The sequence below is a fragment of the Leisingera sp. ANG-M1 genome (assembly GCF_000813745.1).
Classification (GTDB): Bacteria; Pseudomonadota; Alphaproteobacteria; order Rhodobacterales; family Rhodobacteraceae; genus Leisingera.
In genome coordinates this window covers 1-12,590 of the sequence record NZ_JWLC01000031.1, presented here as the reverse complement: position 1 = coordinate 12,590, position 12,590 = coordinate 1, and the positions used below count along the sequence as shown (strand labels likewise).

Annotated in this window: 11 protein-coding genes; all 11 read left to right on the top strand. The window is 62.8% G+C overall.

Annotated features, from left to right (window positions below; translation table 11 throughout):
* The first annotated feature begins 94 nt into the window (after nucleotides 1-94).
* Nucleotides 95-520, top strand: a complete 426-nt coding sequence (locus tag RA19_RS23950) for an adenylyltransferase/cytidyltransferase family protein (protein WP_039167896.1) — start codon at nucleotides 95-97, stop codon at nucleotides 518-520.
* Nucleotides 521-640: 120 nt separating this feature from the next.
* On the top strand, nucleotides 641-1,519 hold the full coding sequence (locus tag RA19_RS23945; protein WP_039167894.1) for a LysR substrate-binding domain-containing protein: 879 nt from the start codon (nucleotides 641-643) through the stop codon (nucleotides 1,517-1,519).
* A gap of 133 nt (nucleotides 1,520-1,652) precedes the next feature.
* Nucleotides 1,653-3,707: an ABC transporter substrate-binding protein gene (locus RA19_RS23940; protein ID WP_052262030.1), complete on the top strand. Its 2,055-nt coding sequence runs from the start codon at nucleotides 1,653-1,655 to the stop codon at nucleotides 3,705-3,707.
* Nucleotides 3,708-3,796: 89 nt separating this feature from the next.
* Nucleotides 3,797-4,789, top strand: a complete 993-nt coding sequence (locus RA19_RS23935; RefSeq protein ID WP_241479141.1) for an ABC transporter permease — start codon at nucleotides 3,797-3,799, stop codon at nucleotides 4,787-4,789.
* Nucleotides 4,790-4,792: 3 nt separating this feature from the next.
* Entirely contained in the window at nucleotides 4,793-5,953 is a 1,161-nt protein-coding gene (locus RA19_RS23930) for an ABC transporter permease (protein ID WP_039167886.1), read from the top strand.
* 1 nt (nucleotide 5,954) lies between these two features.
* Complete coding sequence (locus tag RA19_RS23925) at nucleotides 5,955-6,965, top strand: ABC transporter ATP-binding protein (RefSeq protein ID WP_241479140.1); 1,011 nt, start codon at nucleotides 5,955-5,957, stop codon at nucleotides 6,963-6,965.
* On the top strand, nucleotides 6,962-8,077 hold the full coding sequence (locus tag RA19_RS23920; RefSeq protein WP_039167882.1) for an ABC transporter ATP-binding protein: 1,116 nt from the start codon (nucleotides 6,962-6,964) through the stop codon (nucleotides 8,075-8,077). The genes RA19_RS23925 and RA19_RS23920 overlap by 4 nt, the downstream gene beginning before the upstream one ends.
* A 103-nt stretch (nucleotides 8,078-8,180) precedes the next feature.
* Entirely contained in the window at nucleotides 8,181-9,587 is a 1,407-nt protein-coding gene (locus tag RA19_RS23915; protein WP_039167880.1) for a methyl-accepting chemotaxis protein, read from the top strand.
* Between the two features lie 118 nt (nucleotides 9,588-9,705).
* Entirely contained in the window at nucleotides 9,706-10,458 is a 753-nt protein-coding gene (locus RA19_RS23910; RefSeq protein ID WP_039167877.1) for a 5-oxoprolinase subunit B family protein, read from the top strand.
* Nucleotides 10,455-11,486: a 5-oxoprolinase subunit C family protein gene (locus RA19_RS23905; protein WP_039167873.1), complete on the top strand. Its 1,032-nt coding sequence runs from the start codon at nucleotides 10,455-10,457 to the stop codon at nucleotides 11,484-11,486. The genes RA19_RS23910 and RA19_RS23905 overlap by 4 nt, the downstream gene beginning before the upstream one ends.
* Nucleotides 11,483-12,256 carry a LamB/YcsF family protein gene (locus RA19_RS23900; protein ID WP_039167869.1) on the top strand — a complete coding sequence of 258 codons (774 nt, stop codon included), beginning with the start codon at nucleotides 11,483-11,485 and terminating at the stop codon, nucleotides 12,254-12,256. The genes RA19_RS23905 and RA19_RS23900 overlap by 4 nt, the downstream gene beginning before the upstream one ends.
* The last annotated feature ends 334 nt before the right edge of the window (nucleotides 12,257-12,590 follow it).

The window sequence follows — 12,590 nt, the reverse complement described above, 5'->3', positions numbered from 1 at the left end:
CCGTGTATGAGTTCGGGGAAACCAGCCTAGACGGAACGAAGGCGCGGCGGCGCAGGGATGCGCGCAGCCATTTTTTCATCTATGGGTATTTAATATGAAACAATTCAAAACTGGATACGCCACAGGGGTTTTTGACATGTTCCATGTCGGACATCTGCGGCTTCTTCAGCGGTCAAAAGCCTATTGCGAGCGGCTGATCGTCGGGGTCAGCGATGATGATCTGGTGTTCCGCCTGAAAAACCGCCGCCCGGTAATCCCGGCAGCGGAGCGCATGGAGATTGTTGCCAATATCAGCTGCGTTGACGAGGTTGTGCCGGAAAGCACCGTCAACAAGATCGATGCATGGGACAGCCTGCGTTTTGATGTCACGTTCAAGGGCGACGACTGGCAGGGCACGCCCAAGTGGAACAAGCTGGAGGCGGAATTTGCGCTTCTGGGGGTGAGCGTGATTTACCTCCCCTATACTAGGGAAGTTTCCACCACGATGCTGCGCGACCGCATCTCGCAAGCCACCGCTTAAGGCTGCCGCGGCAAAAGGGGGCAGGTCCCTTCCCGCCGTCTCAGGATTGTCTCTTCGCAGCGGCTGCGGAGAGCGCTAGGGTGCGCGGACCGGTTCTCAACGAGAAGGTCGCCGCCCGGCATGAAAACTAAAATCAGCTTGAAGCAGTTGCAGGCGCTGGAAGCAGTGGCCCGGCTGGGAAGTTTCACCCTGGCGGCCAAGGAGCTGGAGGTGTCGCAGCCGACGGTCTCCAATCTGATTTATGCCTTGGAGCAGCAGTACCAATGCCGCCTGCTGGACCGGTCCGGCGGTGCGATTTCCCCGACGCCGGTGCTGAACAAAATACGCGGCGACGTCAAAGCCCTGATCGCCTTGAAGGATTCTATCGACAGCCAGCTGAGCGCCGACCGGGACCTGCGCGCGGGCCGGTTTCAGATCGGCTATTCGACCTATCAGGTAGCGATGCCGTTGATTTCCGAGTTCGTGCGGGAATTCCCCGGGGTCGAGACCACCGCGCGGGCCATGGCATCGCATGATTTGCTGCCGCTGCTTTATGCCGGCGAGTTTGATGTTGGATTCTTCACCGCCAAGGAGCTGCCGCCCGACCTGACGGGCGTCAAAGTGGCGGAAACCCGGATCGGGCTGGTGGTGCCCGACGCGCATCCCTTGGCCGAAGCAGGCGTTGCAACCTGGCGCGATGTTGCGCCGCTGAAGCTGATCCAGCGGGAGCCGACATCTTCGACCCGGCAGATTTTTGAAGCTGCGGCGCAGCTGTCGCGTACAACCTTAACGACGATTTTGGGACTGGGATCCTGGGGGTCGATTCGGACGCTTATCAGGAGCGGGGCAGGGGTCGGCACCGCGTTTAAGCAGGAATGCGAAGGGGAACCCGGTGTTGTTTTCGTCCCGATCGAGGACAAGAACCTGATCGCAAACCAGTTCCTCGGCTGCTTGCCTGCTATGCGGCAAACCTCTGCTGTGGAACAGATTTTCAGGATTGTTTCACGTCTGGAGGCGTGAGGTTCCAGGCATTCCCGAATTTCCGGTGTTTATAGCTTTTTGCTATAGTTGTACGCTGTGTATTTGGTGATTTGTCATAAATCTGCAAAACTCGGTCCTTAATTAGAACATAATCGACAATAGGGGACCGGACATGAAACTCCGCACGACATTTCTTTCCTTTACCGCTTTGGTTGCGTTTGGCGGGCCCGCTTTGGCAAGCTGCCCGGCGGCAACTGTGGCTGACCCGATGGGGTTGAAGCCCGCGTTTCCGCAGCAGCTGGAACTGGCTGAATTGCAGGCCGCTGCCTCCTGCGAGCTGGCATTTGCCCAGAACCCGGCAATTGCAGATCTGAACGCCCGGATCTTGGGCAACGGCGCATTGGCTGCTGTGGCCGAACGCCTGCCGGCCGAGCCGCTGGTGGTAATGCCCTATAACAGCATCGGCCAGTACGGCGGTGCCATCACCGGCCTTTCCAAGGCCACCGAATCCGGTACCTCCGACCTCTTGTCGGTGCGCCATGTGAACTTTGTCCGCTATGCCGACGATCTGCAGACCGTGGTGCCCAACATCGCCAAGGGCTGGGAGTGGAATGGGGATTACACCCAGCTGACCATCAGCCTGCGCGGCGGCCACAAGTGGTCGGACGGTGCGGACTTTACCGCTGCGGATGTCGTGTTCTGGATGGAAGACATCATCTACAACGCCGACATCTACGACAAAACCCCGGACCGCTGGCTGTTTGCCGGGGAAAAGGCAGCGGTGGAAGCGCTGGACACCACCACCGTCAAATTCACCTTTCCGGTGCCGACCCCGGGCATCCTGAACCGCTTTGCCGTGGATTACGGCCAGCCGTTCCAGCCCAAGCACTTCCTGGGCCAGTTCATGCCCAAGCACAATGAAAACGCCGAAGCGCTGGCGCAGGAATACGGTTTTGAGAATGCCGCGGCGGCTGTTGATTTCTACTACGGCGGTTCGGACTGGAAAGACGTGCCCAGCCCGCTGCTGAAAGACGCTGAAAAGGCTGCCCAGATCGGCCGCGCGGTGGTGCCGACGCTGGAAAGCTACATCGTGGTCGAGGAAAGTGCCGAAGGCCGCAAGCTGGTGGCGAACCCCTATTTCCACCAGGTCGACACGGCGGGCAACCAGCTGCCCTATATCAACGAGATCGTCGAAACCTATGTGGGCGACAAGGAAGTCCAGAACCTCAAGATCATGAACGGCGAAGTGGTCTGGAAACAGCAGGCGGTCTTCCTGGAAGACTTCCCGCTGCTGAAAGAAAACGAAGGCAAGGGCGGCTATACCATCAACTTTGCTCCGACCTTTGGCGAGAACGTCTTCTACTCCTTCAACCGGACCCACCAGGACGAGGTGCTGCGCGAGATCTTCTCGGACGTGCGCTTCAATCGGGCAATGTCGCTGGCGATGAACCGGGACGAGATCAACGAGATCGTCTACCTGGGCCAGGGCAAGCCGATGCAGGGCGTGCCGGCTGAGCCGAAGACTGTTTCCTTTGTCTCAGACGACGTGCTGAACCGCGACATCGGCTACGACCCGGAAGCCGCCAAGGCGCTGCTGGCCGAGATGGGCCTGAAGGATGCTGATGGCGACGGCACCCTGGAGCGCCCGGACGGCAAGCCGCTGGTTGTGCGCCTGGTCTACTCGTCCCAGGGCGCGCCGGTGAAGATGCAGGAACTGGTCCGTGACTACTGGTCCGCCGTGGGTGTGCGGGTTGACCTGAAAGAGGTGACCTCGGACGAGTACCGCGCTTCGGGCAACAACAACGACCTGGACCTGACCGTCTGGAAGTACGACGGCAACGCAGGGCCGACCATCAGCCAGGACGTGACCGTGTTCGTGCCGCCCTTCGGCGACTTCTTCAACCCGGGCACCGGGTTCGGCTGGGCTGCGTGGAAGACCAGCGGCGGGTCCGAAGGCATCGAGCCGCCGGCCGACATTAAGAAGCTGTGGGACCTGAGCGAGCAGTTCATCCAGGTGGAAATGGGCACCGATGCCAGCAACAAGCTGGGCACCGAGATCGTCAAGATCCACACCGACAACATGCTGAAGATCGGCACCGTCGGCGACATCGTGGCGCCCTTCCTGCACCGTAACGACCTGCAGAACGTGAAGCCGATCAAGTCCAAGACCTACGACTTCTACTGGACCTACCCCTACCGCCCCGCCCAGTGGTGGCTGGAGCAGTAAGCCAGGCCCCGGCCTGAACAACACACCGGGGCGCGGCTGGTCTGCGCTCCGGTTTTGGCCCTTGCGGGCTGACGATAGGGGAGGACGCTTTGCTCAGATTCACGCTGGAACGATTTGCGGGAATGGTCGTCACGATGCTGCTGGTGTCGGTGATGGTCTTCCTGATCATGGAAATACCGCCCGGGGACTATGCGGACCGTTATGCGTTCCGGAAGTACTCCGGCACCGGGGTGAATGTGACCGAGGCGGATATCGAGGCAATCCGGCGCGATCTTGGTTTGGATAAGCCGATGCTGCTGCGCTATTTCGACTGGATCGGAGGCATCGTGCTGCGCGGCGATTTCGGGCAGGCCTTTGCCTTTGAAACCTCGGTCACCAAGGTGATCGGGGACAAGGTCTGGCTGACCGCGGGTATTCTGTTCTCAACCCTGCTGCTGACCTATCTGGTGTCGATCCCGATTGGCATCTATGCCGCAGTGCGCCGCGGCTCGGCGGTGGACTATGGCCTCACCGTGTTTTCCTATCTCGGCCTGGCGCTGCCGAACTTCCTGCTGGCGCTGGTGATGCTGTACTTCGCCAACCGCTGGTTCGGGGCGGATATAGGCGGGCTGTTTTCGGACCAGTACCGCGATGCGCCCTGGTCGCTGGCCAAGGCCTGGGACATGGCGAAACACCTGTGGCTGCCCGCGGTGGTGCTGGCCTGGTCGGCGGTGGCCTATCAGATCCAGACGGTGCGGGCGACGATGTCGGATGAGCTGAACAAGCTGTCCGTCACCGCCGCGCGGGCACGCGGGGTGCCGGAGATGAAGCTCTTGGTGAAATACCCGGCCCGGCTGGCGATCAACCCAGTGGTCTCCACCATCGGCTTTGACGTGAACCGGATCTTTTCCGAACTGCCGATTGTGGCGGTGGTGCTGGGGCTGACCGAGCTGGGGGAGCTGTTGCTGAGGGCCTATCTCGACCTCGACATGAACGTGGCCGGCGCGATCCTGCTGCTGCTGACCTTTGCCATCGTGTTCATGAATTTTGTGTCCGACCTGCTGCTGGCCTGGCTGGACCCGCGTATCAAACTGGGGGTCTGAGCGATGACTGACGCAACCCATCAGATGGATGATCTGACAGCCGCCGAAGCCCGCGAGCGCGCGGCGCAGCTGAAATATTACTCCGCCTCGCAATGGACGCTGATCTGGTGGCGCTTCCGCCGCCACCGCGCTGCGATGATTGCTGCCGCCTTGCTGGGAGTGATGGCGCTGGCCGGGATCTTTGCCGAGTTTGTGGCGCCCTACGGTCCGGTGACGCGGGACACGCAGTATATCGAAGGCGGCCCTCAGATCCCCAAGTTCTGCGACGAAGGCGGCTGTTCGTTCACGCCCTTCATCAACGGCACCAAAACCGAGCGCGACCCGGTGACCCTGCGTGCCATTTCGGTGCCGGACCCGGAGGTGCGCCATTACCTGCAGCTCTTTGTGAAGGGCGAGACGGTTAAGCTTTTGGGCTTCATCCCGATTGACCGGCATCTGATCGGCCTCAGCCCGGATGTCGATCAGAAAATCCATTTCTGGGGCACCGATGATCTGGGCCGCGATGTGTTCAGCCGCACGGTTTATGCCACCCGCACCTCGCTGTCGATCGGCGTGCTGGGGGTGCTGATCTCATTTGTGCTGGCGCTGATCATCGGCGGGGCGGCCGGATATTTCGGCGGCATGATCGACAATGTGATCCAACGGGTGACCGAGGTGATCCGGGTGGTGCCGATCATTCCATTATATATGGGGCTGGCCGCGGCGATGCCGAAGGAATGGTCCACCACGCAGGTCTATTTTGCGATGACGCTGATCCTCGGCCTGTTCGGCTGGCCGACTTTGGCGCGACGTATCCGCTCGCAGCTGCTGTCGATCCGTAATGAAGACTATGTGGTCGCGGCGCGGCTGGCAGGCGCCCGGCCGGGGCGGATCATCGCCCAGCACATGCTGCCCAGCTTCACCAGCTTCATCATCGTCGATCTGGTGATTTCCTTTCCTTACATGATCCTGTCGGAAACCGCGCTGAGCTTTGTGGGCCTGGGCCTGCGGCCGCCGTCGGTGTCCTGGGGCGTACTGCTGCAGCAGGCGCAGTCCGTGCGCGCGATTGAGCAAACACCCTGGCTGTTCATCCCGGCGGTCTTTGTTGTGGTGGCGGTTCTGGCCTTCACCGTGATCGGCGATGGCCTGCGCGACGCGGCGGATCCTTATGCGGAGACACACTGACATGTCCAAGATGCTGAGTGTTGAAAACCTGTCGATTTCCTTCCGCACCGACGAGGGGGTGATCACCCCGGTTCAGGGCGTCACTTTCTCGGTCGAGAGCGGCCGGACATTGGGGCTGGTGGGGGAGTCGGGCTCGGGCAAGTCGATCTCCACCAAGGCGCTGATGCAGCTGCTGCCTGGCTCCGCAGTACTGGGGGCGGACAGCCGCATGACCTATACCGACAAGAGCGGTAAGGAGATCGCGCTGGGCCACATGAAGCACGGCAGCAAGGAACTGCGGCGCATCCGAGGCGGCGAGATCGGGATGATCTTTCAGGAGCCGATGGCCAGCTTCTCGCCGGTCTACACCATCGGCAACCAGATGATGGAAGCCATCATGCTGCACCGAGGGCTGAAGAAACGCGAAGCGCGGGAGTATGCCATCGAGATGCTGAACAAGGTGGGCATCTCCAATGCCGCCGCACGGGTGGACCAGTATCCGCATGAGCTGTCAGGGGGCATGCGCCAGCGGGCGATGATCGCTTTGACGCTGTCGGCGGGGCCGGCGCTGCTGATTGCCGATGAGCCCACGACGGCGCTGGATGTGACCATTCAGGCGCAGGTGCTGGACCTGATGCGCGATCTGCAGCGGGAGCTGGGGATGGGGATGATCTTCATCACCCATGACCTCGGCGTGATAGCGCAGATCGCTGATGATGTAGCGGTGATGTATCTGGGCACAATCGTGGAGCGTGGGCCCGCCAAGGAAGTGATCCGCAACCCGCAGCACCCCTATACACAAGGGCTGCTGGACGCGATCCCCAGCCTCGACCACCTGCATGACCGGCTGAAACCGGTGCCGGGGGATATCCCGAGCCCGACTGCGCGGCCCAAGGGCTGCCCGTTCCACACCCGCTGTGCCCAGGCCATCTCCGGCACCTGCGATGTGCAGGAGCCGCAGGAAACCTCCCCGCTGCCGGGCCGCGCGGTGCGCTGCTGGCTGCATGAGACCAAGAGCAGGAGCGCGGCATGAGCAAGCAGAACGATACGCTGATCGAGGTCAGGGACCTGGCGGTGCATTTCCCGGTCAAGACCCGCAAGCTGTTCAAGACCGAGGTGCAGATGCTGCGCGCGGTGGATGGGGTCAGCTTTGACATCAAGCGCGGCGAGACGGTCGGGCTGGTGGGCGAGTCCGGATCGGGCAAAACCACCGTGGGCCGCGCCATCCTGCGGGCGATTGATCCTACCGATGGCGAGGTGATTTTTCACCGCAAGAAGAAGGGCGATATCGACCTGGCCCACGCCTCGGAAGCCGAACTGCGCAAAGTGCGGTCCAAGATGAACATGGCCTTCCCCGAAAGCGGCAGCGGCGGCATCAAGGTGCATAATCTGGCGGGTGATTTGCTGCGCGCCTTCCGTCCGGAAATGAGCCTGGTGTTCCAGGATCCCTATTCTTCGCTGAACCCGCGGATGACAGTGCGGGATATCATCGCCGAGCCACTGGTGGCCTCGGGCAAGTACAAGGATCGCGAGAAGATCGACGCCCGGGTGCGCGAGATTGCGGCGCGCTGCAAGCTGAACCTGGAGCACCTGCGCCGCTTCCCGCATGCGTTCTCGGGCGGCCAGCGTCAGCGGATCTGCATCGCGCGGGCGCTGGTCTCAAAGCCGAAGTTTGTGGTCTGTGATGAAAGCGTCTCAGCTCTCGACGTGTCGATCCAGGCGGAGATCGTAAACCTGCTGAAAGACCTGCAGGAGGAAATGGGCGTCTCCTTCCTGTTCATCGCCCACGACCTGAGCGTGGTGGCGCAGATGTCGCACCGGGTGGCGGTGCTGTATGTCGGCAAATTCGTGGAATACGCGCCGACCGAAAAGCTGTTCTTTCAGCCCAAGCACCCCTATACCCATGCGTTGCTGAGCGCGATCCCTACGGCGGACCCGGATGCCGGGTTTGAGCCGATCCGGCTGCAGGGGGAAATCCCCAATCCGCTGGCGGCGCCCTCGGGCTGCCGCTTTCATACCCGCTGCCCCTTTGCCAAGGAGCGCTGCAGCGCCGAGGTGCCGGAATGGCGTGAGATCGCGCCGGAGCATTTCGTTGCCTGCCACTATGCGGAAGAGTTTGATTTCAGCAGAGGAAAGCGCAGTTGAGGGGCATTGCGCCCAGCCGCCGGCGGGTTAACATTTTTCTGTTGGTTTCACGGTACTCCGATGGCGTCTCAGACAGAATCATAGACGCGCGGAGTACTCTCAATTGTTTTTCAAGACCAAGAAAGCCAAGCCCGCAGCCCAGGACGACGGGGCCCAGCTGATTGCGGGCGTGGTGGACCGCACCCAGGCGGTGATCCAATTCCAGCCGGATGGCACGATCCTGGCAGCAAACGGCAATTTCCTTGCGGTGATGGGGTACCGGGCTGAGGAGATCGAGGGCCGGAACTATGCGATGTTTGCAGACTCGGGGCTGGCCGCCAGTGCGGAGTACAAGGCGTTCTGGGAGGATCTTGCCAACGGCGAAGTAGTGCGCGGCCAGGTTCCGCGGCAGGCTAAGGATGGCAGCACGGTCTGGCTGCAAGCCGCCTATGCGCCGGTAAAGGCCGAGGATGGCAGTGTCGAGCGGGTGGTGGCAGTGGCCACTGATGTTACCGTGCGGCGCCAGGGGCTGCAGGAAATTGCCAAAGGGCTGGACGCGATGAGCGAGGGGGACCTTGGCGCCCGGGTCAAACTGTCGGATCAGCCGGACATTGCCGCACTTGGCGAGGCCTTCAACCGCTCGGCGGAGCAGCTGGAAAGCGCTATGGGCTCGGTCACGCAGGTGTCGGGCGCAGTAGAGCGCACTGCGGGGGAGATTTCGAAATCCGCGGGCGATCTGTCGGAGCGCACCGAGAGCCAGGCGGCAACGCTGGAACAGACCGCCGCGGCGATCGAAGAGCTGACGGAAACGGTGCAATCCTCGGCTGATGGCGCGCAGAAAGTGGCGGGCATTGTCAAAGAGGCCCAGTCCACGGCCGAGCACAGCGGCCAGGTGGTCAGCAGCGCGGTGGCGGCAATGTCCGAAATCGAAACGTCGTCGGAGGAGATCGCCAAAATTATTGGCATGATTGACGACATCGCTTTCCAGACCAACCTGCTGGCCCTGAATGCCGGGGTCGAGGCCGCCCGGGCGGGGGAGGCGGGGCGTGGCTTTGCGGTGGTGGCGTCGGAAGTGCGGGCCCTGGCGCAACGGTCTGCCGGGGCCGCCGGGGAAATCAAACAGCTGATCGGCCAGAGCAAGCAGCAGGTGGCCAGCGGCGTCGAACTGGTGGGCAAGACCGGGGAAGAGCTGCAGCAGATCATCGAAAGCGTCGGCAACATCTCGGCCCATATCAGCCGTATTGCTGCGGGCGCCAGGGAACAGGCGGCTTCGCTGGGGGAAATCAACCAGGGCGTTGCGCAGCTGGATCAGGTGACCCAGCAGAATGCGGCGATGGTGGAGCAGGCGTCGGCCGCCAGCCGGCTGCTGTCAGCCGATGCAAGCCAGCTGACCGGCCAGGTGGCCAAGTTCAAGACCGGTACTCCGCCGCCGGCGGCAGACGTGGTGCCGCTTCGGCCGCATGCCGCACCGGCCGCCGCCAATTTCAGCCCGGCTCCGCTGGCTGCAGCCAATGGCTGGGATGATTTCTGATACCCCGGCTGCCGAGGCGCTGCTTTTGCGTGGGCAGCGAAGGGGATAGGCCGAAATTGATGTGTTGACACTCCCTGTCTGCGCCGCGACGCTGGCGCAAAAATGACGGGGAGAACACATGACCAGCCAGGATGCGCCAGCGTACCCGCTGATCCGGCGGGCCGGGCTCAATGGGATGCTGGTAAGCTTTGCCGGCAGTTTAAGTGAGGCCTCGAACCGTGCCGCGCTTGCTTTCCGCAGCGCAGTGGAGGCGCAGGCGCTGGAGGGCGTGGCGGAGACGATGGCCTCTCTGGCTTCGGTCTTTGTCCGGTTCGACCCCGGCGCACTGCCGCATGCTGTTCTGGAAGCCCGGCTGCAAGAGTTGCTGGCAGCGCAGGACTGGTCTCAGGCGGCTTTGCCGGCCGGGCGCCGGTTTTGGCGGGTGCCGACGGTCTATGGCACCGAGCTGGCGCCGCAGCTGGCAGAAGCTGCCGATGCGGTGGGGATGACGGAAGCGCAGGCCATCGACAGCCTGGGCGCGGCCCGGGTGCGGGTGCTGACCATCGGCTTTGCGCCCGGCCAGCCCTATCTGGGCTCCCTCGGGCCGGAGTGGGACCTGCCGCGGCAAACCGGCCTCACCCCGATGGTGCCGCGCGGCGCGCTGGTGCAGGCGATCTGCCAGTTTGTCCTGTTTGCCACCTCTGCCCCCACCGGCTGGCGCCATGTCGGCCAGACCGGGCTGACGCTGTTCGATCCGGATGCAGAGGCACCGTTTGCTCTGCGTCCCGGAGATGAGATGCAGTTTGAGCCGGTCTCCAAAGAGGACTTCCTGAAGCACTGCACAGAGGACCCGCACCGGGGCGGTGCCATTGTCACGGAGATTGGCGCATGAGCGGGCTGAACATTCTACGGATCGGGCCCGCCGCTTCGGTTCAGGATCTGGGCCGCCCGGGGCTGCTGGGGCAGGGGGTGTCCCAGGGCGGTGCCGCTGATCCGCTGGCATTGGCGGAAGGCGCAGCGCTTCTGCGGCAGGATCCCGGCCTTGCGGCCTTGGAAATGGCGGGCATGGGGGGCGAGTTCGAGGCAACCGGGCCGCTGCGCATCGCGCTGACAGGTGCGCCGATGGCGGCGGCGCTGGATGGCGAGCCGCTGGCCTGGAACGCTTCGCACCGCATCGAACAGGGGCAAAAGCTCTCGATCGGCGCCGCCCGCTCGGGCGTGTACGGCTATCTGCATCTGGGCGGCGGCATCGCCACGGATCCGCTGCTGGGTGCCCGTGCGGTGCATCTGATGGCGGGGCTGGGACGGGCGGCACAAGCAGGCGGCCAGCTTCCGGCGGGCCCGGATCAGGGCTCTGAAACCGGGCTGGCCCTGCAGGCTGAGGACCGGTTCAAGGGCGGGGAGCTGCGCATCGTCGATAGCTTCCAGAGCCATCTGTTCCCGGAGGCGGTGCGTGCCCGCTTCGCGGCAACCGCGTTCAGCCGCGGCAGCCGTGCCAACCGGATGGGGGTCGAGATGGTATCGGAGGGCGCAGGTTTCGCTGCTGCGGGCCAGCTCAATATCCTTTCCGAGGTGATCCTGCCCGGCGACGTGCAGATGACCGGCGACGGCAAGCCGTTTGTGCTGCTTCGCGAATGCCAGACCACCGGCGGCTATCCGAGGATCGGCACGGTGCTGCCCTGCGACCTGCCCAAGGCGGCGCAGGCCCAGGCCGGCACCGCTTTCCGCTTCCGCTGGGTCAGCCTGGAAGAGGGGCTGGACGTGCAGGACAAGGCGGACAAGCGGATGAGGGCACTGCCGGGCAGCTGTAAGCCTCTGCTCCGCGATCCCGCGGTGATCCGCGACTTGCTGTCTTATCAATTGATCAGCGGGGCTGTCTCCGCTGATGCAGACCCTTTCGCCACAGGAGAAACCCTATGACCAAATCCGTCGACCTGAACGCAGACATGGGGGAAAGCTTCGGCCCCTGGAGCATGGGCGACGATGCCGCTCTGCTGGAAATTGTCTCTTCGGCCAATATCGCCTGCGGCTTCCATGCGGGCGATCCGGACGTGATGGCAAAGACCATGGCGCTGGCGCGGGACAGGGACGTTGGCATCGGTGCCCACCCCGGCTTCCTGGATCTGCAAGGCTTCGGCCGCCGCAAGATGCATGTGCCGCATGGCACGCTGGCCAACATGATCCGGTATCAGCTGGGCGCCGCTCAGGGCATGGCGCAGGCGGCGGGCACCCAGGTGCGGCATCTGAAGCTGCACGGGGCGCTCTCCAACATGGCCTGCACCGACCACGCGATGGCCCGCGCCTGCTATCAGGCGGCATTGGATGTGGACCCGGACATCATCATCATGGTGCTGGCGGCCACGGCGATGGAAGAAGTGGTGCGCGAGCTTGGCTGCAACTGGTGCGGCGAGATCTTCGCTGACCGCGCCTATAATGACGACGGTACCCTGGTCGACCGTTCGCTGCCCGGCGCCGTGATCCATGACCCGGATCTCGCAGGGCCGCGTATTCTTCAGATGGTTCAGGAAGGCGCCATCATCACCGAAAGCGGCAAACGCATCCCGGCGGCCATCGATACCATCTGCCTGCATGGCGATACCGCCGAAGCGGTGCAGCTGGCGCAATCTGTCCGCAGCAGCCTGATCGCGGGCGGTGTGGACATCCGCCGGTTTGAGGGGCGCCAAAGCTGAGGCGAGCGCTGGGGCTGCGGAAAATCCAGCGGAATCAGCCGCAAGGCCAGCAGAGATTCTCCTGCTGGCGACTCGCTGTCTCCGCCGCGGCTTGTGTGCTCTCTCTCCGTGGCCGCAATATCTTGTGGCCTGTTGCTCCAGCCCCTTTGCCAGGATGTTGATAAGGCGCCGGGATAACCCTGATGTGAAGGGAGGTTGAAAAGATCAAATGTGGATAAGTACTTGAATTTTAATGCTTTTGTGGGGTGTTGCGCAAAAAGTCATAGAAACTTCAAAAAAGGGGTTGCGACTCTCGGGCGCTAAACATAGAACACCCCTCACCGGCGGCGCTGAG

Bases quoted from the DNA above. Each gene is read 5' to 3' on its own strand.
- RA19_RS23950 (WP_039167896.1), top strand. From the start codon at position 95: ATGAAACAATTCAAAACTGGATACGCCACAGGGGTTTTTGACATGTTC.
- RA19_RS23945 (WP_039167894.1), top strand. From the start codon at position 641: ATGAAAACTAAAATCAGCTTGAAGCAGTTGCAGGCGCTGGAAGCAGTG.
- RA19_RS23940 (WP_052262030.1), top strand. From the start codon at position 1,653: ATGAAACTCCGCACGACATTTCTTTCCTTTACCGCTTTGGTTGCGTTT.
- RA19_RS23930 (WP_039167886.1), top strand. From the start codon at position 4,793: ATGACTGACGCAACCCATCAGATGGATGATCTGACAGCCGCCGAAGCC.
- RA19_RS23925 (WP_241479140.1), top strand. From the start codon at position 5,955: ATGTCCAAGATGCTGAGTGTTGAAAACCTGTCGATTTCCTTCCGCACC.
- RA19_RS23920 (WP_039167882.1), top strand. From the start codon at position 6,962: ATGAGCAAGCAGAACGATACGCTGATCGAGGTCAGGGACCTGGCGGTG.
- RA19_RS23910 (WP_039167877.1), top strand. From the start codon at position 9,706: ATGACCAGCCAGGATGCGCCAGCGTACCCGCTGATCCGGCGGGCCGGG.
- RA19_RS23905 (WP_039167873.1), top strand. From the start codon at position 10,455: ATGAGCGGGCTGAACATTCTACGGATCGGGCCCGCCGCTTCGGTTCAG.
- RA19_RS23900 (WP_039167869.1), top strand. From the start codon at position 11,483: ATGACCAAATCCGTCGACCTGAACGCAGACATGGGGGAAAGCTTCGGC.